This window comes from Flavihumibacter sp. UBA7668 (genome assembly GCF_002483205.1).
Taxonomy (GTDB): Bacteria; Bacteroidota; Bacteroidia; order Chitinophagales; family Chitinophagaceae; genus Flavihumibacter.
Window position 1 is genome coordinate 526,595 of the sequence record NZ_DLHM01000001.1, and the last position, 20,895, is coordinate 547,489.

A 20,895-nucleotide genomic window follows, 5' to 3' on the forward strand; every position below is an offset into this window, starting at 1 on the left:
TTATTCTGCTGAGAACTTTGCCAGTTCAAAAGGCCTAATAATGCCCAGCTTTTTTTGCTCTGTTTTTATTATTCTGGCTCGTACCAATTCAGTAAAAATCTTGAATACAGTTTCATATATTGTTCCGGCATATGATGCGATATCCTGACGGGAAATAGAAATATTGATAAACCCATTATCATCCTTTCCGAATTTTTTCTCCAATTCAAAAAGACTCAGAGAAAGCCGGCCCTTTACATCCATCAAAGCCAATTGTTTCATCCTTTCTTCCGCAATTTTCAAGTCATTGGAAAATACATTTAACAGGGCATGGCAAAATCTGGCATTTGAAAGCAAACTTGCTTGCAAAAAATCCTTGTCAATAAAACAGGCTTCAACCGGTTCCAGACAAGTTGCGGAAACCGGATATAATTCCGGAATCCCATAACCACGGTGACCAATGACATCACCTACTGAAGCCCATCGTATTATCAGATCTTTCTGATTTTGCCAGTTTTTATGAACTTTTAATCCGCCTTTCCTTATAAAAAAGATTCCTTCGAACGGATCACCTTCTACTATTAACTGCTGGCCCTTTTTATACTTTTTAACCTCTCTTTTGAGCATAACCAGCTCTTTCCATTCGGCATTACAAGTCTGACAAATCAGGCAGGCAGCCGAAACAGTACAATCATTAACCATATATATAAATAGTTTTAAACAATATTATTCATCTGTTTTTTATCTAAATATTCATTTTTTTATTGCATAAACAATATTTTTGCCAAATAGTTAATTAGTATGGCCAACAAATATCACCCATTTTCAATTGCACCATCCTTACAATTTCTAACCGCAAGAATTCAATCCTTTTCTAAAAAATCAATCAATAAAAGGGTTGTTTATCTTTCACTTCAGGCTATACTGAATGCAATAGTGATTGGCATAATTGCAAAAGGCCTGGTTTTACTCATTGATCTGATTACCAACCTATCCTTTTTTGGAAAATTTTCTTTTGAACCAGCCTCACCCGCCGGTAATGCATTAGGCCGGTGGGTACTATTAGTTCCAATTGCAGGCGCTTTAATTGTAGGATTAATCGCGCGATTCGGCTCCAAAGCTATTCGTGGCCACGGAATTCCTGAAGCGATGGAAAAAATCATCAGCTCAGATAGCAAAATACCCCCGGCCTTAACCATTCTTAAGCCGGTTTCTGCCGCAATTTCAATTGGTACTGGTGGACCATTTGGAGCAGAAGGACCAATAATTGCAACAGGTGGTGCATTTGGTTCCTGGATTGGTCAAATGATTCATATTTCCTCCCGCGAAAGAAAAACATTACTTGCGGCAGGTGCAACAGCTGGTATGGCCACAATTTTTGGAACTCCAATGGCTGCAATTCTGCTTGCCCTCGAATTATTACTCTTTGAATTTTCTCCCAAGTCAATAATCCCGGTTGCACTTGCATGTATTACCGGTGCCGCAATGCATTTGTTACTTTTTGAAAGCGTGCCTGTGTTTCATTCCGCTTCCATTGAAGCCGCAACGCTTTCTTCCATTTGGATTTACATTTTAATAGGTGCAATTATTGGAATTGTATCAGTTATTATATCAAAATTAATTTATTGGATAGAAGATCAGTTCGAACGACTTCCCATCCATTGGATGTGGTGGCCGGCAATAGGGGCAGTAGCTGTTGGTATTGCAGGCTATTATGCTCCTAATACATTAGGCGTTGGTTATGAAAATATACATGGCGTTCTCAATGGTAAGTTTACTCCAGCTATGTTGATATCCCTTTTCATTTTTAAGTTGATCTCATGGTCAATTTCACTGGGTAGTGGTACTTCAGGAGGTACTTTGGCGCCCCTCCTAACAATCGGCGGTGCACTGGGTGCTCTTTTGGGGCTTTTATTTATTGAAATTTTTCCATCAACTGGGATAAGCATTGTTACCTGCTCGCTGGTTGGGATGGCTGCTCTTTTTGCCGGAGCATCAAGAGCAGTTTTTACATCTGTTGTGTTTGCCATAGAAACAACGGGACAATTTAATGGCCTCTATCCTGTACTTGCCGGTTGCACAATGGCTTATCTGATTTCAATGTTGCTTATGAAAACAAGTATCATGAGTGAAAAAATTAATCGAAGAGGCATTCTTACCCCTGATACCTATGAACCCGATATACTACAATATGCACCTGTTACTGCTGCAAGAATAATTGAAGAAAATCATGCTGTTTCAGAAACAATCGGAGAAAAAGAAACCATTGGAATAGCGATCAATAAAATGGTAAAAAAGAAAACTGACAGACTCGCAATTTTGTCTGAAAAAAACAATTCAGAAATTCTTGGACTGATAAGCAAAGAGTCAATCATCGATTTTTACCATCTTTCAAAAAGAAAGGATACAAGTTATCATTCTCCAAACAAAACAAAACGGATCATCGTATTCTGGAGAAAAACACTGAAAATTCATTAATTCGATTTCGCAATCAGCACCTCTTTTGTTTCTCCTGCCAACTCCACATCCATAGATTCCAATAAACGCAAAACATCCAGATTGATGGTCTGCTTCAATTGATTGAACTCGGTTATCGGTATCATACCACTGTAATATTCAACATGAATCTGAAATGAATTTGCCGTGATATCACTTAAAAAACAGGTATAATTTTCAATTGCCGGATGACTTAAAATATTCTTGATCCCCGCCACAACATGATCCAGTTTTACAGAAGATGTTTTTAAAGAAAGTTCCAGCTTCAGATCAGCCCTTCGCTGTGAACGTAAACTGAGATTATCCATGATACTATCCACCATCTGTTTGTTCGGAACACTTACATAAGTTTTCTGATCGGTTCTCAGACGGGTGCTTCGAAGTCCGATTCGTTCAATGGTGCCGGTTATATGTTGCACTTTTACAGTATCTCCTACATGAAAGGGTTTATCAAAAAATATGATAAACGAAGCAATCAGGTTTTCCAGACTTTCCCGGGCAGCAAGGGCAAGCGCACCCGCTACGATTGAAAGTCCCGCCAGGTAGGTAGTTATATCTTTATTAAAAGAAAAACGGATCACCAGCAATATTCCAAGAATCACCAACACCGCCTTAAAAAAATCCTTGAAAAAAACCACCATCTGGTTATCTGCCATATCTTCCGTGAGATTGGCTTTCTGTTCCATCAGCATGGCAATGAACTCGATCATTCTCCGCATGAGCCAGATAAAGGTAATAACCCAGATTCCTTTGGCAACGCTGGCAACTATTGTTCTAATTTCAACCTGATAAATTCTCGCATTCAGAACTTGTGGAAAACTGAGATTTTCTAAAGAAATCATCGTTATAGAGATAATCAGAAAAACCTGCATTGGCTGAAAAACCAATTCCACAAAAGAATACTGATCAATTTTCCAGGATCTGCTCTTGATGATCTTAAAAATTATCCTTGATAAAACACGTGATAAATAACGTTTAAAAAAGATAGCCAGCAGAATAGCACCGAAACAAATAAGATATGCCCGAACCGTGTTTTCCAAAAATATGTAGTCCAATACATCCCTCATATCTCTTGCTTATTTATAAACTGTAAATATGTAATTTACCTGATTTCAAAACATATAGAAACTCCATTGATACCTGCACTTTTACAGCCCCTTCCAAAATTTCAGGAACTGCCTGTTCTTTTAATTCAAGCGTTCCCGGAATATAACTTTCCAGCAGGTTGTTTTTTCTTCCCATTACCCTGCCTCCTATTACCTGAACATCTGTCCAGCCGAGTAAAGCAACTTTATTTCGGAGTGTTCCAAAATAATCCAGCACAAACAATCCCTTAACCGGATCATATAAATAAACCAGACGACCTGCATCTGTGATAAATTCAGGCGAAGGTGCGTCATCAAAGATTACCCTGAAATCAACTGTCTCACCTTTAAGATTCCCTCCATCATCCAATCGTTTTAACCTGCCTTCCAGTTCATCATATACCCAAACTCCATTATCAAAAGATTGTGCAATTGCTTTTGCCTGGAAAATCTGATGTTTTCGAAGGTCGATGGTTAAACGATTATTCAAAAACCGGTCCAATACAACGATCGTTCCAAAATCTTTGTAAAATAACAATACCTTTAATGGATTAGAGACATCCATTGAAAACAATTTTCCGTATCGTCGTACATCATTAAATACACCAACTGAATCACCGTTGGGAGAAAGTTTTTTCAATTGTCCGGTTGCATCTAACAGATACATATAACCGAGATTATCTACCGCAAATCCGATCAGGTTTTCACCTACAACAGTTTTTAGTTGAAAACTATCAGTCAACAATTCCTTTCCAGCTGAATACGCAGTCAGCTGAAACAGGAAAAGCACGAATAAAAGCAATTTCTTCATGGTGTATAATATTCAAGACGTATTTCCTTCCCATCAAATACAGCATAGGAATCATAACGCAGCCAATCACCAAGATTTATATATCGGCTTTCTTCATTCAGTTTGAAATCAATGGGCAGGTGCCGGTGGCCGAAAATAAAATAGTCAAATTTTTCTTTTTGCAAAACTTCCCGGCAATACTGAATCAGCCATTCCTTATCCTCACCCAGAAAAATCTCATCCGACTGTCCGGTTGCTGCCCGGCTCTTACGACTCATATAATTGGCTATCCCAATACCCCAGCTCGGATGTAACACACCAAAGAACCATTTACAAACAGGATTACGAAATACTTTCTTAATGAATTTATAACCATGATCACCCGGGCCTAAGCCATCCCCATGGCCAATCAGAAATTTCTTCCCATTGAATTCAACTCTTTTTTCTTCATGGTAAACAGGAATATTCAGCTCTTCTTCGAAATAGCCATTTACCCACATATCATGATTGCCAACAAAAAAATGAACAGGTATACCTTTATCGGTTAAGGAAGCCAGTTTTCCCAGCAACCGGACATAACCTTTGGGTACCACTGTTTTGTATTCATACCAGAAATCGAAGAGGTCACCAACTATAAAAAGCTGTCCCAATTCCGGCTCAATCCGTTCCAGAAACTGAACGATTTTTTTTTCCCGTTTCAGACTTTGGGCGTGATCCGGCGCACCCAGATGAAAATCTGAGATAAAATAAATTTTCTTTCCGGCTTCCAATTGCATGGTCGCAAATATACTATTATCCCTTATCGCGACGGTATTGTAAAACATCACCGCTGGTAATTGCCGGCTTTCCGGTAATATCTCCGTTATACCAGTAAATCCAGGCCTCAAAACCTGAACCATCTGCACAGTAGACGCGGGTCATTTCTCTTTTATACAAAGCCGGCTCCCCTTCTTCCGGAGCAACACCTTCGTAATCGTCCAACTGTGCAATCGCCCAATCCCATTCTGCTTCAGGCTTCAGCTGATATAATTCACCCAGTATAAATCGCTCCTCCTGGCTGGGAACTGCAGCGGGATATTCACCCATGTCATAAAGTTCTCCCCTCACTTTTGCATCGGAAAGAAAGTCAAAATGCTGACTGACATACGCATAGGCTGGATGGTGAAACCCCTTGCGTAATGAACCATAAACGAATAATAGCATGGGTAAAGGTTTAAGAGTTATCGACCAGAAAAAGATAAACTTCTTTTGGTCCGTGTACGCCAACTACCAATGTTTTTTCAATATCTGCCGTGCGGCTGGGTCCGCTTGCGAAGCTTATGAAAGAGGGCAGGTTGGATCCGTATTTTTCTTTCAGAAGACGAAGTCCGTCTTTTATATCATAAACCAACTGGCTGGTGGTTGCGATACAAATATGAACAGGAGCATATACACTGGAAGTACGTCCACTTTCCTGTGCACTACTCAACACAATAGTACCGGTTCGTGCAACCAGACATTCACAACCTGTAATGGCAGCATCGCAATTTTTAAGTGCCTCAGGAGATGTATCATTCATCAATAAACCAGCGAGTGCATCACTGCTGATGGAAGAACGAAAACCTGTTTCCCGGCAATAAATTTTTTTGAATCCCTCCTGCTGAGCCAATTGTTCTAGTTGAAATTGCATCTCCAGTTCATTCAGGCAGAATACAAACTTGCCCTGTAATTTGCCGAACTGTTCTGCGAATAACATATCAAGTTCATCTGATGCTGGCTGATAAACAGACTGATTTCCTTCACTTGATGGAAATGGAATAGGCGTTGATTCACTCAACGCCTTCCTTATTTTTTTTAAAATACTTTCTTTTGCTGTTGATGCTTTCATGGCCTCATGCAATACTCGGTGTCTCGTCTACTTCAATGGTCTTTTTTTCTTCGTACGGACGTTTACCGATCAGATGTTCCACATCACTTTGGAAAAGTACTTCTTTATCGAGCAGTTTCTCCGCTAAAATTTCCACCTGTTGCTTTTTGTCAGTAAGCAATTGTTTAGTGCGCTCATAGGCTGCATCAATCAGCTTACGTACTTCTTCATCAATGATTTTGGAAGTCTCTTCTGAGTAAGGCTTGGTGAAGGAGTTTTCATTCTGCGGGTCATAAAAACTAACGTTTCCAACTTTATCATTCATACCATATACGGTCACCATTGCATAGGCCATTCGGGTAATCTGCTGCAGATCGTTTTGTGCTCCGGTTGAAATTTTACTGAAGAAAATTTCCTCTGCCGCTCTTCCGCCCAGGGTCATACAAATCTGATCCAACAACTGATCCGTGTTATAGAGATATTGTTCTTTAGGTGTATACTGCGCATAACCAAGGGCAGCAGTTCCTCGGGGAACAATCGTAACCTTCAACAACGGGTAAGCATGTTCCAGATACCATCCACAGATAGCATGACCGGCTTCATGGTAGGCGATGATTTTTTTCTCATCAGGAGAGATGATTTTATTCTTCTTCTCCAATCCGCCTATTACACGGTCCACCGCATCCTGGAAATCACTCATATCAACTGCTTCCTTGCCTTTACGGGCGGCAATCAGTGCGGCTTCATTACATATATTGGCAATATCCGCACCAGCAAATCCCGGAGTCTGTTCAGCCAGTTTATGAATATCAACCTGCTCTGAAACTTTGATTGGTTTCAAGTGAACTTTAAAGATTGCTTCTCTTCCTTTTACATCCGGTTTGTCAATAGTGATCTGACGATCGAATCGGCCCGGACGCAGCAGGGCGGTATCCAACACATCCGGACGGTTGGTGGCAGCCAGCACAATAATTCCACTTTCTCCACTGAATCCATCCATTTCAACCAACAACTGGTTAAGGGTGCTTTCCCTTTCATCATTGCTCATAATGGCATTTTTACCACGGGCACGACCAATTGCATCAATTTCATCAATGAATATGATACAAGGTGCTTTTTCACGGGCCTGTTTGAACAGGTCTCTTACACGGCTTGCTCCAACACCAACAAACATTTCCACGAAATCAGAACCACTGAGGCTGAAGAAGGGAACCTGGGCTTCACCTGCCATGGCTTTTGCCAACAAGGTTTTACCGGTACCAGGAGGACCTACAAGTAAAGCTCCTTTTGGAATCTTACCACCCAGATTGGTGTATTTTTTGGGATTTTTAAGGAAATCCACGATTTCCATCACTTCCACTTTTGCTTCATCCAGTCCGGCTACGTCATTAAATGTGATATTCACTTTTGTTCCTTTATCAAACAACTGAGCCTTGGATTTTCCGATATTGAAAATTCCACCCGGACCGGCACCGCCACCGGCACCGCCGCCCATTTTACGCATGAGCAATACCCAGATCAGCACTATGATGAATATTGGTAATACAAACTGGAAAATTGGCGCCAGCCAGTCCCCTTCTGTTTCGTCATAACGCGGAACTTCTTTGATTTCGGGATTTTTTGTATAAAAATCACGCAGGTCATCGGTAAAAATTTCCGGTTTAGCTATGGTAAACTCAAATTGAGGAGCTTTATCGCTGGAAGCCGGATTATACCCTTTCGGAAGTTTATCCTTATAGAACGGTTTTTTCAGACTCTCCGGTTTGATATAAACCCGGACAAGGTTTTTGTTGCTGATCAATTCGATCTTGGCAACATCGCCCTTTGCCAGCATTTCATTTTTAAACACATCAAAATTGATGCGTTTGGCATCTGGAGCAAAGGAACTGAACAGGTTAAATCCAAGCAGAATTACGGCCAGCGCCCCCCAAACCCAGTAAATATTAAATCTGGGTCCGCGCCGGGGATCATTCCCACTACCATCCATTCTTGGCCGCATCCGGTTAAATCCGCCCCTGTCGTTTGATTTCTGATCTTCTTGTGACATATTTTAGATAGCTATAGATAATTAATGCTTATACCCTGCCTTTGTTCAAAAGAAAGGTAAAATCTTAGGATTCAAAGTTCGTCATGGGCGCATCGCTCCACATTTCCTCCAATTTATAAAACCGGCGGGTTTCTGGTTGCATTACGTGTACCACTACATTTACATAATCGATCAGAATCCATTGCGCCGCCTGCTGCCCTTCATGCCGGTATGGCAATTCACCCAATTCTTCTTTAACAGCATACTCAACGGAATCAGCAATTGCTTTTACCTGAGTGGTTGATGATGCTTCGCAAATCACAAAAAAATCGGAGACAGCTTCATGAATCTTCCTGAGATCCAGGGAAACGATGTTTTCTCCCTTTTTTTCCTGGATAGCCTTGATAATGGTGGTCAGAATCTTGGCATTTTTTGTAAGGCGGGTCACACTACTGCGTTGACGTGAAGCTAAAGCTGACAATGGTTCCAATAATCTAATCTTTTAGTGAACTAAAAACTGAAAATACTACATTCGTCCCGATCAAAAGTACTAATCTTTTGCGCAAACCAATGCCCATTTATCCCATCGGACATCAGCTTACGATACTGGAGACGGTTGATAGCTCCAACAACTATGCCATGGGCCAGCTGCAGGAACAGAAGGCAGTACATGGCCAGGTCTATTTTGCCCTGGAACAAACTGCCGGAAAAGGACAGATGGGAAAACAATGGATCAGTGAGCCTGCCTCTAATATTATGGTAAGTATTGTTCTGGAAACCAGACAGCTGGCGCATTCTGACCAATTTTACCTTAGCATGGCTATGGCCCTGGGTTGCCAGCGTTGGTTCGGTGAATATGCAGGTGATGAGACCCGGGTTAAATGGCCTAATGATCTATACTGGCGTGACAGAAAGGCAGGTGGAATTTTAATTGAAAACAAATGGCTGGGTCCAGAATGGCAGTTTGCAGTGGTGGGGATAGGGATCAATTTGAATCAGACCTCATTTCCGGAAACACCCAGAAAAGCGGTATCTCTCCGTCAAATTACCGGGAGGAAAATGGATTTATTGCAGGAATTGCGATTACTCTGTCAGACACTGGAATACCGATGGCAGCAGCTATTAAATGGAAAGCACAAAGAAATCCATCGGGATTATCTCTTGCATTTATTCGGCCGGGACCAGCTCTGCCGGATGCGTAAAAACAACATTGTGTTCGAAACCCGGATTTTAGGCGTTACAGAAACAGGGGAATTGCAAACTCGTGATAGTCTGGACAGGCAATTCAAAGTAGGTGAAGTAGAATGGCTTTGATCAGGCTATCCTTCTTTCCTGACCGGTTCGGGGACTAAAGGAATAGCGTTCCTCCAAATAAAAATCCTGCTCTGCTTCCCGGGCTTCAACCTCAAATCGATTTTTATAATATCCCTTTTTTATTGATTCAATCAGGTATAAAAATAAAAACCGGGCCCAGCCATATTGCTGAAACTGACGAACATGAGCCAATTCATGCCTAAGCCAGCGTCGGTTTTGCAACATTTCCTGATAAGATGTATTGTATAAATGTATAGTATTGCCCAATACCATGGCCAACTTTTCCGATTTCATTCGCTTAGCCGCCAATTTCGCCCATATAGAATTTTCCTTAATACGATAGACGTCAGACATACATTAGGACAGTGTTAGAACATGTCAAGGGAGATGTCAGAACACCTGTCTGACACTTCTGGTAGGTTTTGATGTTGTGGACACTAAACCTTATGCAAATTCATGAGCGCATACTACCCTGGGTGCAGTTGGTACCAACATCCCCCTTGTCATGTTTCTTTATTTCAGTGTGATATCCGCCCATTTCCAGGCTTTATCAAACCTCGCCTTCACTTCTGTAGCGGCGGCTTTTTTGCCCTGGGCAAGGAGAGCTTTATACAATCCGTGTAAAGCCCATCCATTTTCTCTAAAGGTCTGTAAATCTTCGGAATAAATTTTCTCCGCAGCTGAAAAATCCCCGGATTTTAACAACCAGCTTCCCAAACGGAGGCGATTGGAGAAAAACCAATCCGGTGGTTCGTTGTAATTCAACTGATCTTCCAATGCAATCGCTTTTTTTAAAGCGGGTATAGCTACCGGTATATTACCTTGAAGAGCATCCAACTCAGCGGTCAGCACCAGTTGGGCCATTTCCACCAATTGTTGAGCCGTATTCAGATCCCATATCAGTTGTTTCTCCAGTGATTTACCGGATACTATTTCCTCCAGTTCCTTTAATTCAGCTGCAGCCATCCTGAATTCTCTCTTACCCCCATATGCCATACCTCTTGCATAATGCCAGAGGGCACGAGGATAAGTTAAACTTTCCCCAGGCATTGGTAAACGAAGAATCTCCTCCCATTTTTCCAGTTGTACCAATACGTAAAATGGAATACTGTAAAAGTGCTGAACGGTGATATTATCCGCAAGGTATTTTTTATCTGCCTGCCGTGATACCATCCAGGCAGCTTTCATGGCTTTCTCCGAATTTCCTTCAAGAAATGCACAGGCTGCCAAAAAATGGATATTGTGCGGATACAATAACATAGGATAAAAACCATTCGCATTACACTGGCTGATGTATAAACTATCCGATTCGGAAGCTGCTTCATTTACCAGCACACCTTTATGATAATCGCCGGTCCGGATATAGGTATGGGATGGCATATGCACCAAATGTCCATTCCCGGCAACCATTGCCCCCAAACGATCGGCATATTGCAGCGCAATTTCCGCATGTTGTGATGCTTCTGTTGCATGAATATAATAGTGAATGGCACCCGGATGATTCGGCCATTGTTTTAAAACTGATTCTATTGTTGCAACTGTTTTGGCTGTCCAGGGTTGTGCTGTTCCATCCTTCATCCAAAAATTCCAGGGATGTTCATTCATCAGTGCGTCAATATAAAGCACGGCAAGATCTGCCTGACCGGGATTGGAACGATAAAGCTTTTCCATTGCGGCTGAATAGGCCTCATTATAAGGGCTCATATCAGTTACCGGTTCATTCGGAAATCGCTGACCCAATGCTTCAACCAATGCTTTTTCAACAACTGTTGCAGCACCCGATTTTTCTTTTGCTTTTTTAATTGTTGCATTGATTTCATCCAATGCTGCCGGATTTAATCCGGCATTGTAATTGGGACCAAGCACCATTGCCAATCCCCAATAAGGCATTGGAGCTGATGGGTCTAACCGGATAGCCGTTTTAAACGACCGTCCGGCTTCTCCATGATTGAATGCATACAGCTGACTTAGCCCCTGATCAAAGTAAAGTTGTGCTGAATCCACTGAACTGCTGATCTTAAAATTCGTAAGGGTGAATGCTTTGATAAGAGGACCGTGATCATCCTTCATTTTTGACCAATCCATTGATGGTGCACAATAGACAGGGATTGGAGTTGCGGGTAAAGCGGAAAATAGACTGGGCTCATCGTTCGCTATAAAATAATAGCTCAAACCAAGGCCCAGCGATAAGGCTAATAGAAATTTCATGACTGGTTGGTTTTAGAATGCAAATATCTGATTAAAGCGGTTTCAGGTGATTCTTTACGATATATTCTCCGATTTTATTTCCGAGCTCCTGTCCGGCTTCACTGGCAAAGCGAAAATGAATACCGGCACTCACGCGTGAATCCGCATTTTCATCCGCCGCTTCAAGAAAGTTTTTAAATGACCTGGTTACACCTTCGGGAGCTGTTGGAGATCCCATGGTGAAGGGAGTTTTATTACCAATCAGACTGGTTAAAACAGTTGCACCTGCATTGCCAAGAACACTGTGTGTAGAGGGATAATCCTGGACAGGTGGAGTTGGTAGAACAGGCTCCCAGTTCAGGTCTGCGATTGTTTCTGTATTGCCATCAATGGCAGCTTTTCTGATGGCAGTATATGGTCTCCATAAATTGTAATAAAATTTGGCATCCCAACCTGCAGTGTAAGAATCAGCTAGTGCCATATTTACAAGGGCCATTATGCGGGCCGATTCTATCAATCCAATCTTTTTTGAAGCAATGGCAATCCTGGCTACGCGGTTCCATCCCATTTCTGAAAATTCATACCAGAACTGAGCCTGCTCTGTCTGCTCTGCTGAACGGATGGTGCTCCCCAATTGTCCAACAGATTTTACTTCGTTAAATGCAATGGTATATGCTTCACTTGTTAAGGCCGGAGGAGCAACGGGACGAAACTGATCCTGTTTTTGCAAGCCGAATAATTTCATTGTTTTCCAATGGGGGGCAAAAATGAAGACAAAGGGCGGAACGGTCTGATAAACACCTGCCTGTTCAGACGGCTCAACCGGTGCAATCGGATCCAATAATGCACCATCATCAGCTCTTAAAGCCAAAATTGATTGAGCTGCCCCTGTTCCAAGTTCCAGCCCCGCCAGTTTTGCATCTTCCCCTTTTACATCATTCAAAGAAGCCAGCAGAAGGGAGTCCAGAACTGCTGCATGTTCAACGAACAAACTTCTCAATACTCCATGTGCCGCACCAGCAGCAGCAGCTACCGGATCTGCCTTTTCATTTTTTCCAAAGTAAGCATAAGAAGTAAAGGTAGGTCTTGCAGCATTTACTGCATCATGCATGGCAAGATGAACCATCGCGCCTACCCTTGAAGCAAGTAAGGAGTGTTGATATTGTGGTCCACCCATCGCTGTTATGATAGCTTGATTCCAATCCAACACTACCTTATTGGAGTAAATATCCTTTTTCACTTCTGGAGAATCATTTCGATTACAGGCTGATAAGATAAGGCTGCCTAATACTCCAAACAAAATAAATGGTCTCAACTTTTTCATACTTGAAGGTTTAAAAATTAAGACACAAATCTGCTTATTTGAAAGACTGAAAACAATGCCCGAACCTGTGTTTGTTCTACCCTATTCCGGTGAAGACTGGATAAATTCAAGAAAGCCTTTGATATCTCGGGCAACACGATCAGGAGCCTCCCAATGCACTGCATGACCGATACTTTCATATCGAAGGAGACGTACATTGGGAAAGGCTTTCAGGAGTCTTTGCTGATCATCTTCAAGTGCCATTTGATCTGCATCTCCCCAGATAAGTAAAACAGGTTTAGTATAAGCAGATAGTCGATTTTCATAATCAGCTTTTATCAAACTTTGAATAGTTTCTTTCCAAACAGACGCAGTTAATTTTCTGCTTTCGTTTATTACATTTTTCATAAATGCAGGAGGTACCGGCTTCAGAATAGTGCTTTCCTGAAACTCCTTAATAAAATTAATATCAACGGGGTCTTTTAATTGTTCGATGGCTTCCACGAAAGAAGGCATAAATGTTTTATCATTAAAAGTGGCAAAGGCTGCAAGCAGAATAAGCGCATGGGTTCGTTCCGGGTATCTGATAGCCAGTTGCATAGCCACCGTTGATCCCATTGAATGCCCTACCACAATCACTTTGTCAATTCCTCGTTTGTTCAGAAAATGAACAATATCCTTTGCCATATCATCCGGACTATAACCTGTTGGTGGTTTGGGTGAATCTCCATGGCCCCTTAAACTAAGTGCGATAGAATGGTATTTCCGTGGAAGCTTGTCCAAAATTTCTGAATAGGAAAACCAGGAATCGGAAAATCCATGGAGAAATAAAATGGTAGTGGGATTCCCTTTTCCTTTTTCCCGAAAATCAAGCTGTACTTGTGTAGAAACGGGAATTGATTGCGCATGCAATTGTTGCCCCATGGTTGCACAAAAAAGCAACCAGGAGAATAAAATTGATTTCATCCTGATAAGATTTAATTATATAAAAAATACTACACTATACGTTGATTGATAGCTTTGGCAACCATCTCTGTGAGTGATGCCACATGAAGTTTTTCGTAGATTTTTTTCACATGTGACCGAACTGTTTCATAGCTTATATTCAAATCAGCAGCTATCATTTTATAACTGAGTCCGTTTACAAGACAGGATAATACATCTTTTTCTCTTGGAGTGAGGTGGTAATCGGGAGCAGCCTCCGGACGAATATGCTGCGGGATAGATTGCAGCTTATTCATCACCTTTCTTGCTATGGAAGGTGACATGGGAGATCCGCCAAATTGTAATTCTCTAATAGCATCCACGAGTTTGGTATTTAACTGGTTTTTCAGAATATATCCGGATGCTCCGGCACAAATACTGTCAAAAACCCGCTCATCATCCTCAAAAACAGTTTGCATCAACACCTGGATATTTGGAAATTCCCTGCGCAACCTGATCAGAGCGGCAATCCCGGTCATTCCCGGCATTTCAATATCCATGAGAATAACATCGGGTCTTGACTCCTTCACATCCTCCACACAATCCAATACATGGCAATAAGAGCCCACGACCTCAAAATCCGGAAGTGTTTCCAATAACATCCGGATACTTTCCCGAATATTTTTGTTATCGTCAAATATGGTAATGCGAAGACTCATAAACCTGTGTTCCTACAAATCTAATGGAACTGATTCTTTGTTCATATCCCCAAATCAGGTGAAAGGAAAGCTGAACTGAAGACTGGTTCCCTGTCCCGGTGCAGAATCAATAATAAGCTTTCCATTCAGTTCCTTTGCCCTGTTTCTCATATTCCGCAGCCCATTGCCGGATAAACTGAGTCGGTTTGCATTTTTATTCAACGCCGGATCAAACCCCTTCCCGTTATCCTTTATATCCATAATCAGAAATTTACCGTTACGCGCAATATTAACCTGCATTTCTGATGCTTCACTGTATTTTATTGCATTAGTTACACTTTCCTTAAAGATGAGGTATAGATTTTTACGCTGCTCCATTTCCAGTACTATTGGTTTTATATCGGGAGAATGCTGTAAATCAAAAGAAATACAAGCTGCTTTCAGCAATGGGCGGGCAAAAGAATCCATGCGCTGAATAATCTTTTCCATATTATCATTCCTTGGATTGATTGCCCATACAATATCATTCATTTCAGATATCATTTCGCCGGATGTGGATCCTATCCGTTGGAGGGTATCATTCAATTCGGTATCTTTTTGCTGCTCTTTATAAATTTTTGCCACCTGACTATAAACTGAAATACTGCTTAAAGTAGAGCCAAGATTATCATGCAGATCCTGTGCTATTCTATTTCGGATTGTCTGCCTTTTAACCAATTCGTTTATTCTATACCGGTAGATAACATAAATTAAAGCACTTATTGCAGCAGTTAGAATAACAAAAAACCACCACCGTTGCCAGAAAGGCGGTACCAGTTCAATTATTAAAATGGATGGATTTGAATTCCAGATACCGGGAATACTGGAAGATCTTACAAGAAACCGATAAGTTCCAGGAGCCAGTTGCTGATAGGCAGTTTTTTGTTGCGTTCCGGCATCAATCCAGCCAGGATCAACTCCCTCCAGTTTATATTGATAGTACAATTTCTGACGATACCAGGGAGCTGAATAATGAATGGACAGGTAATTTTGATTATGCGCCAAACGAATTCTTTGCGAAGAGCTAAGCTGATGATAAAAAGAAGTATCAAAAACCTGCAAATCCGTGAATTGTACAGAAGGGTGAACCACCGGTTGCTGAAGTGAGTCAGGGTGAACACGAATAAAAAAATCTTTACCACCTATCAGCAGATAACCATCCGGATCAACCTTAAGCCAACCACATAACTGTCCTCTGTTTACACCCAGCGCATTTGCAAAGGATCGGATCTGATCAGAAGTTGGATCATAGGCAAATAATTCCCCGTTCCCCAACATCCAGATGCGTTGTTTATTGTCAACACATAAGCTCTCCAATAAATTAGGACTATTCCGGATATAAGTAAAAATGCTGGAGACAGGATCATATTTATTTAATCCGCCGCCATAGGTTGCCAGCCATATTTTTCCGGAGCTGTCGGCTATGATATCATTCACATGATTATTGGTAATGGAACTCGGGTTTCCCGGATGATTAATATGATATTCAAATTGTTTTTTTGATCTGATCCATTCCCCTAAACCATTTTTGGTTGTAGCAAGCCACAAATGACCTGCGGGATCTTTATAAATTTTATGAATCAGGTTATCTTTAATCTGAAAGTCCGGAACGATTCGAGTAACCGTATCAAACCGGCTGATCCATCTGGATTTTGCATTATTATAATAGGTTAAAAAATGGCCGTAGGGTGATGCAATTATGGCTGCAGATCCATCAATAGAGTCTTCTTCAATTGAAACAATTCTGGATGCGATTAATTGTTTCATGACGATGTCTTTGTCTGTATTTGGCAGCAATTTTATTTTCTGCGTTTGGCTATCCCACTCAAATAAAGAATAATCAGTTCCTATATAACGTTTTCCATTGGCCGAATGAAATAGAGAAGTTGCTGCAAGTCTTTTATTCTTCCATCGAAGGGGAATATAATTCAGCCGATTATTCTGCCATTCATATAAACCATCGTTTGTTCCAATCCAGATTTTTTTATCTGTCAATGACAGGAAATCATGTACCTGTTGATTACCCGTTCCGGCAACATCTGGCAAACGAACAGGGCTAAGTTGGGAACCCGTTGGAATATAGAGGCTGATACCTTTATCGGTCCCAATCCAGATATGCTCATCTTTATCTCTATAAAGGCAGTAAACAGTATTGGATCCAAGACTGCTAAAATCATCTGCTTGTGCTTTGATTTCCTCCCACCTGTTTTCCGATGATCTGAAGATCCGAATGCCGGATTTTTTAGTGCCAACCCAGAAATCCGAACTACCTGCATCAGTAAAAGAAGTAGGTTCATTTCCTGGTTCCAGCTTTCCAATGATGGTAGTGTGAACACCCTGTTTATTTTGATCTGGCACACCCACCTGATAAAGAACAGGATCCCATGATGCTAACCAGATATTGTTACGTTTGTCTTTGTATAAATTGGTGACTGCTACATGTGGAAGCTTATCATATGGATTGCTATACTTTTCATCAAACCAGATTCTTTGGCTGCCCGGATCAAGTTTTATATAACCACCGCCCTGAGTACCCGCCCAGATCATACCAAATTTATCGAAACATAGATCTGTTATGGTTGTTCTTGGTAATCCACCAATACGTATAAATTCATTGGTTATGGTATTAAAACGAAGGATGCCGGAACCACTTGTTGCAAGCCAGATAAATTGTTTGCCATCCGGCAGCATTGCATTTATGGTGTTAACCGGAATAGAAGCGGAATCACCCGGATTATGACGGAAATTTTTGAATTGGCGGGAGGGGGCTGCTGAGCGATTAAATCGGCATAAACCACCATCTCCCGTTGCAATCCATAAAACACCATTTTTGTCTTCACAGAGATCAAGGATAATATTGCCGCCCAAAGTGGCGGAATTGCCAGGTTCATGCCTGAAAATGGTAAATGCATTTCCATCAAACCGGTTTAATCCATCATCAGTGCCAATCCAGGTAAAACCTAGATGATCCTGCAGAATACAATTGACCCGGTTATTGGAAAGTCCATCTTTTACAGTAATCTGCCTGAAAATATAAGGAGAATGCTGGGCAGAGGCAAAATAGCTGTACAAAAAAAACACTGTGAAAAACCGCAGCCTGAACATAGTAAGTTGAACTTATAGACTGAAATTAACCAATTCTAATCCGTTCATTGTAAAAGAAACAGGATAATCGGTTCCACCTGAGGAGCTTCAGACGGAACAACCATTTTCTGCTGCAGACGGTTACTGATCGCATCCCCGCTGGCGGAGAACACCACCAGGAGGGCCCAGCACCATTTTTTTAGTAAGGAGGACTTGTTCATATACCTATTTTGAAGCCCAAAACTAGTTTGGTTAGGTGTCGTATACAATCCCCCCTTTACCTTAATCTAATCCCCTAAAGAGGGGATTCAACTGCAGAATGAAGCAATTATTTCTTCGGCATGTTGCTTGCTTTTGGGTTTAAGAAATACTTTTTGAATGATCCCTTTTTCATCTATCAAAAAGGTAGTGCGATGGAGTCCCATGTATTTTCTTCCATAGAGTTGTTTCTCACCCCAAACACCAAATTTCTCAATGATAGCATGTTTTGTATCAGCAATTAACGGAAAAGGGAGTTGGTTTCGTTCTTCAAATTTTTTGTGACTGGTACTGTCATCCGGTGAAACACCGATTATCTGAATCCCGTTTTGCTGAAGCAATGAAAAATTATCGCGAAGATTACAAGCCTGCACCGTACAAGTCGGTGTCATATCCTGCGGATAAAAATAAAGAGCAATTTTTTTTCCTTTAAAATCGGAAAGACGTATCGTATTTCCATTCTGATCTTTGCCATTAAATGCCGGTGCTTTTATGCCCGCCTCAAGTTTATTCATCGCGTAGTTGTTTTCTCCTTTTCACCTCTTTCCCCTCCCCTCCTCCTATCTCCTCACCTTCCACTTCACGTCCGTTTCATTTCCTGCTTCATCAACTGCCACCACCCTCAATTCATGTTCGCCAACACTGAAGCGTTCATCAAATATGTAAACAAAATTTCGCCCTTTATCATTGGTAAACCGAATCCATGATCCATCGAGTTCGGTTCGGGTAACTTTCCATTTTCCCAGGTTATCGCGTACGGTAAAAACAACACGGGAAGCTGCGGAAAGGCTGGAACCGTCTTTAAATCCAACCGGAATAATTTCAGGGGCTGTAGTGTCAACCACCAATTGAAAGGCACCAAAATCACGGAAACCAGCCATGGCCCAGTTTTCATCCCAGCTCACTTTCTGTACTTCCTTTCTGGAACCGGCAATCCGTTGCATAACAATTTTTGATCTATCCGCATTATTAACCGAGTCTGCAACTTTTATGCGAACCAACATGGCATCTTGTAAAGGGACAGACAAAGATCCGATTGTATGCAGGGCAGAAATAGTACCGGATCCGATTGCTGCCTGTCTTTTATATGATATGCTAACGGAATCATACAAAGTTCTTTCCCCAATGATGAATTCACAATCTTCCGATTCAAAAATATCCAGCATGAGAGGGTAAAAGCGTTTTCCAGATGCTGTTATGGCAGTTGACTGGTTGCCACTGTATTTAATCGGCAGTTTAACTGTTGAAGCATTTCCATATGCATCCTTAACAACGATGGAAAGTTCATGAACCAAACCGTCTGATAAATCAATTACGCCATCTCCATTGAACCGGGTATATATGGAATGCATATAACCCGGTAATTCACTCAGATGCTGAAGATAAGGGCCTCCGCGTTGTTTGGTTTTATAATCAATATGTGCATTAAGGTAACGGGTAGCTTCGTAGCTAATCTGATCCATGCGGAATCCGACAATAGCTTCCAGTTCATCATATAATACTGCCTCGTAAACACCATTCAGATTGGAGGAGCCTGTATGTGTATCATAAGTGGTTAATGCCAGACTTATTTTGGATGAATTCACCGTTTGAAGTGGTGCAGTATAATTTCCGTTTCCTTTATTAGCCACGGATAGTACTCTTGGGTTTTGTTCAAAAACCGATTGGTTTCTATCATATATGGCTACCCGAAGAATAGTTGGAAGCGTGTTATCCGTGATGGGAAATCCGAATAACATGGGATTCAGATTCACTTCATCAGCTGTTCGTCTGATTTCAAAATGCAGGTGGGGTGCCTGAGAACCGCCTGTATTTCCACTATATGCCAGCAATTGTCCTTTTTGTACAGGAAATTGATCTGCCGGAACTACTTCATTAAGGTACCAGGATTCTTTCTGGTACTGCAGGCTTTTCACCCAGTTTTCAAGGCCCGGGAAAAAATTATTCAAATGACAATAAACAGTTGTAAATCCGTTTGGATGGTTAACATAAATCGCTCTTCCGAATCCACCCGGTTCAACTTTGATCCTGCTTATATAACCTTCTGCAGCTGCATAAACTGAAAGATTTTCCCTTCTTTCCGTTTTAAGATCCAGTCCCATGTGGTAATGATTGGGACGGAGTTCACCAAAATTACCACTTAGACTAATCGGGATACCAAGAGGATTTCGGAAATACCCTTTTGGATAAGTTGGATTTTCGGTAAACTGAGCCTGGCTTATACTACAAATGAATAGGGCAAGAAGGGTTTGTCGAATCATCCTTATTTTTTTGATAAAGGGACAAAGGTAAGTGAGAAGTTAGAAGTGGGAAGTGGGAAGTTCGAAGTGGAAAAGTTTTAGTTGTTTAAACAACTTGTTAAATTAAAATAAATCTACATTTTAGGTATGTCTTTTGCAAACATGGAACAGCGTTTGTTGTTATATCTGTGTCTATAGATTAGTGCATTGATGTAATAGCAGTATTTGTTAAAGGTTAAAAAGAATGGTATGAAAAGATTCCAACAAAAAGCAGTTGTGATGACAGTAATGGTGATAGGATCCCTGATCGGGGCTTTTAAAGGTCAGGAGGCAAAACAGAAATGGATGTTTAAGATCCTTAGCAAACAGGATGAAAAACAAACCCGGGCGGTCCGCAAGGCCGAGGTTCGGAAAGGGAAGGTATTGCTGGACGATATCGAGATGGCGGCTTATCATAATAGCTGATGCATCTCGTTTACATAATGCAGGCCTTCACTTCGGTGGAGGCCTTTTTGTTTTGTTGCCCTCCACCGGTCGGGTGAACAAAATGAACCCCTCGCAGGCCTCGCCTGCCGTAACTTTAGCGAAGGCAGGAAAATTAATCGGGAAAATTGCCTCCCGGGCCG

General features: G+C 41.4%; 20 protein-coding genes. 3 read left to right on the plus strand and 17 right to left on the minus strand.

What is annotated here, in order from left to right; all coding sequences use genetic code 11:
- Entirely contained in the window at positions 1–681 is a 681-nt protein-coding gene (locus B2746_RS02230; RefSeq protein ID WP_290790559.1) for a Crp/Fnr family transcriptional regulator, read from the minus strand.
- Positions 682–780: 99 nt separating this feature from the next.
- Here B2746_RS02230 and B2746_RS02235 point away from each other — a divergent pair, with 99 nt between their 5' ends.
- Entirely contained in the window at positions 781–2,457 is a 1,677-nt protein-coding gene (locus B2746_RS02235; protein ID WP_290790562.1) for a chloride channel protein, read from the plus strand.
- Here B2746_RS02235 and B2746_RS02240 read toward each other — a convergent pair.
- The 7 genes from B2746_RS02240 to rsfS all read right to left on the minus strand — a co-directional run bounded on the left by B2746_RS02240 (position 2,454) and on the right by rsfS (position 8,670).
- Positions 2,454–3,542, minus strand: a complete 1,089-nt coding sequence (locus B2746_RS02240; RefSeq protein WP_290790565.1) for a mechanosensitive ion channel family protein — start codon at positions 3,540–3,542, stop codon at positions 2,454–2,456. The genes B2746_RS02235 and B2746_RS02240 overlap by 4 nt on opposite strands.
- Positions 3,543–3,555: 13 nt before the next feature.
- Entirely contained in the window at positions 3,556–4,371 is an 816-nt protein-coding gene (locus tag B2746_RS02245; RefSeq protein ID WP_290790568.1) for a hypothetical protein, read from the minus strand.
- Complete coding sequence (locus B2746_RS02250; protein WP_290790570.1) at positions 4,368–5,126, minus strand: UDP-2,3-diacylglucosamine diphosphatase; 759 nt, start codon at positions 5,124–5,126, stop codon at positions 4,368–4,370. Before B2746_RS02250 ends, B2746_RS02245 begins: the two co-directional genes overlap by 4 nt.
- A gap of 16 nt (positions 5,127–5,142) precedes the next feature.
- Positions 5,143–5,553, minus strand: coding sequence for a gamma-glutamylcyclotransferase family protein (locus B2746_RS02255; RefSeq protein WP_290790573.1), 411 nt, complete (start codon positions 5,551–5,553; stop codon positions 5,143–5,145).
- A 10-nt stretch (positions 5,554–5,563) separates the two neighbouring features.
- Complete coding sequence (locus B2746_RS02260; RefSeq protein ID WP_290790576.1) at positions 5,564–6,217, minus strand: LutC/YkgG family protein; 654 nt, start codon at positions 6,215–6,217, stop codon at positions 5,564–5,566.
- 4 nt (positions 6,218–6,221) lie between these two features.
- Positions 6,222–8,243: an ATP-dependent zinc metalloprotease FtsH gene (gene ftsH / locus B2746_RS02265; protein ID WP_290790579.1), complete on the minus strand. Its 2,022-nt coding sequence runs from the start codon at positions 8,241–8,243 to the stop codon at positions 6,222–6,224.
- Between the two features lie 64 nt (positions 8,244–8,307).
- On the minus strand, positions 8,308–8,670 hold the full coding sequence (gene rsfS / locus B2746_RS02270) for a ribosome silencing factor (RefSeq protein WP_290790582.1): 363 nt from the start codon (positions 8,668–8,670) through the stop codon (positions 8,308–8,310).
- A gap of 122 nt (positions 8,671–8,792) precedes the next feature.
- Between rsfS and B2746_RS02275 the strand changes: the two genes are divergently transcribed.
- Complete coding sequence (locus tag B2746_RS02275; protein WP_290790585.1) at positions 8,793–9,536, plus strand: biotin--[acetyl-CoA-carboxylase] ligase; 744 nt, start codon at positions 8,793–8,795, stop codon at positions 9,534–9,536.
- On the opposite strand, the gene B2746_RS02280 is transcribed toward B2746_RS02275, so the two are convergent.
- From B2746_RS02280 to B2746_RS02320, 9 genes are all read right to left on the minus strand, one after another.
- Complete coding sequence (locus B2746_RS02280) at positions 9,537–9,890, minus strand: eCIS core domain-containing protein (RefSeq protein ID WP_290790588.1); 354 nt, start codon at positions 9,888–9,890, stop codon at positions 9,537–9,539.
- 159 nt (positions 9,891–10,049) lie between these two features.
- The gene (locus tag B2746_RS02285) at positions 10,050–11,744 is read right to left on the minus strand and encodes a hypothetical protein (protein ID WP_290790590.1); all 1,695 of its coding nucleotides are present in this window, start codon (positions 11,742–11,744) and stop codon (positions 10,050–10,052) included.
- Between the two features lie 31 nt (positions 11,745–11,775).
- Positions 11,776–13,047: a vanadium-dependent haloperoxidase gene (locus tag B2746_RS02290; protein WP_290790593.1), complete on the minus strand. Its 1,272-nt coding sequence runs from the start codon at positions 13,045–13,047 to the stop codon at positions 11,776–11,778.
- Between the two features lie 81 nt (positions 13,048–13,128).
- Positions 13,129–13,992 carry an alpha/beta fold hydrolase gene (locus B2746_RS02295; protein WP_290790596.1) on the minus strand — a complete coding sequence of 288 codons (864 nt, stop codon included), beginning with the start codon at positions 13,990–13,992 and terminating at the stop codon, positions 13,129–13,131.
- Positions 13,993–14,021: 29 nt separating this feature from the next.
- Positions 14,022–14,669 carry a response regulator gene (locus tag B2746_RS02300; RefSeq protein WP_290790598.1) on the minus strand — a complete coding sequence of 216 codons (648 nt, stop codon included), beginning with the start codon at positions 14,667–14,669 and terminating at the stop codon, positions 14,022–14,024.
- A gap of 54 nt (positions 14,670–14,723) precedes the next feature.
- A complete protein-coding gene (locus B2746_RS02305) occupies positions 14,724–17,792 on the minus strand; it encodes a ligand-binding sensor domain-containing protein (protein WP_290790601.1) in 3,069 nt (1,022 codons plus the stop codon).
- Positions 17,793–17,836: 44 nt separating this feature from the next.
- Positions 17,837–17,992: a hypothetical protein gene (locus tag B2746_RS02310; RefSeq protein WP_290790604.1), complete on the minus strand. Its 156-nt coding sequence runs from the start codon at positions 17,990–17,992 to the stop codon at positions 17,837–17,839.
- 87 nt (positions 17,993–18,079) lie between these two features.
- A complete protein-coding gene (bcp, locus tag B2746_RS02315; protein ID WP_290790606.1) occupies positions 18,080–18,544 on the minus strand; it encodes a thioredoxin-dependent thiol peroxidase in 465 nt (154 codons plus the stop codon).
- A 45-nt stretch (positions 18,545–18,589) separates the two neighbouring features.
- Positions 18,590–20,290, minus strand: coding sequence for a M23 family metallopeptidase (locus tag B2746_RS02320; RefSeq protein WP_290790609.1), 1,701 nt, complete (start codon positions 20,288–20,290; stop codon positions 18,590–18,592).
- A 228-nt stretch (positions 20,291–20,518) separates the two neighbouring features.
- On the opposite strand from B2746_RS02320, the gene B2746_RS02325 reads away from it, so the two are divergent.
- Positions 20,519–20,734, plus strand: coding sequence for a hypothetical protein (locus tag B2746_RS02325; protein ID WP_290790611.1), 216 nt, complete (start codon positions 20,519–20,521; stop codon positions 20,732–20,734).
- Positions 20,735–20,895: the final 161 nt, after the last annotated feature.

Coding starts and splice junctions, on each gene's coding strand:
- B2746_RS02230 (WP_290790559.1), bottom strand. CDS start 681: ATGGTTAATGATTGTACTGTTTCGGCTGCCTGCCTGATTTGTCAGACT.
- B2746_RS02235 (WP_290790562.1), top strand. CDS start 781: ATGGCCAACAAATATCACCCATTTTCAATTGCACCATCCTTACAATTT.
- B2746_RS02240 (WP_290790565.1), bottom strand. CDS start 3,542: ATGAGGGATGTATTGGACTACATATTTTTGGAAAACACGGTTCGGGCA.
- B2746_RS02245 (WP_290790568.1), bottom strand. CDS start 4,371: ATGAAGAAATTGCTTTTATTCGTGCTTTTCCTGTTTCAGCTGACTGCG.
- B2746_RS02250 (WP_290790570.1), bottom strand. CDS start 5,126: ATGCAATTGGAAGCCGGAAAGAAAATTTATTTTATCTCAGATTTTCAT.
- B2746_RS02255 (WP_290790573.1), bottom strand. CDS start 5,553: ATGCTATTATTCGTTTATGGTTCATTACGCAAGGGGTTTCACCATCCA.
- B2746_RS02260 (WP_290790576.1), bottom strand. CDS start 6,217: ATGAAAGCATCAACAGCAAAAGAAAGTATTTTAAAAAAAATAAGGAAG.
- ftsH (WP_290790579.1), bottom strand. CDS start 8,243: ATGTCACAAGAAGATCAGAAATCAAACGACAGGGGCGGATTTAACCGG.
- B2746_RS02275 (WP_290790585.1), top strand. CDS start 8,793: ATGCCCATTTATCCCATCGGACATCAGCTTACGATACTGGAGACGGTT.
- B2746_RS02280 (WP_290790588.1), bottom strand. CDS start 9,890: ATGTCTGACGTCTATCGTATTAAGGAAAATTCTATATGGGCGAAATTG.
- B2746_RS02285 (WP_290790590.1), bottom strand. CDS start 11,744: ATGAAATTTCTATTAGCCTTATCGCTGGGCCTTGGTTTGAGCTATTAT.
- B2746_RS02290 (WP_290790593.1), bottom strand. CDS start 13,047: ATGAAAAAGTTGAGACCATTTATTTTGTTTGGAGTATTAGGCAGCCTT.
- B2746_RS02295 (WP_290790596.1), bottom strand. CDS start 13,992: ATGAAATCAATTTTATTCTCCTGGTTGCTTTTTTGTGCAACCATGGGG.
- B2746_RS02300 (WP_290790598.1), bottom strand. CDS start 14,669: ATGAGTCTTCGCATTACCATATTTGACGATAACAAAAATATTCGGGAA.
- B2746_RS02305 (WP_290790601.1), bottom strand. CDS start 17,792: ATGTTCAGGCTGCGGTTTTTCACAGTGTTTTTTTTGTACAGCTATTTT.
- B2746_RS02310 (WP_290790604.1), bottom strand. CDS start 17,992: ATGAACAAGTCCTCCTTACTAAAAAAATGGTGCTGGGCCCTCCTGGTG.
- bcp (WP_290790606.1), bottom strand. CDS start 18,544: ATGAATAAACTTGAGGCGGGCATAAAAGCACCGGCATTTAATGGCAAA.
- B2746_RS02320 (WP_290790609.1), bottom strand. CDS start 20,290: ATGATTCGACAAACCCTTCTTGCCCTATTCATTTGTAGTATAAGCCAG.
- B2746_RS02325 (WP_290790611.1), top strand. CDS start 20,519: ATGAAAAGATTCCAACAAAAAGCAGTTGTGATGACAGTAATGGTGATA.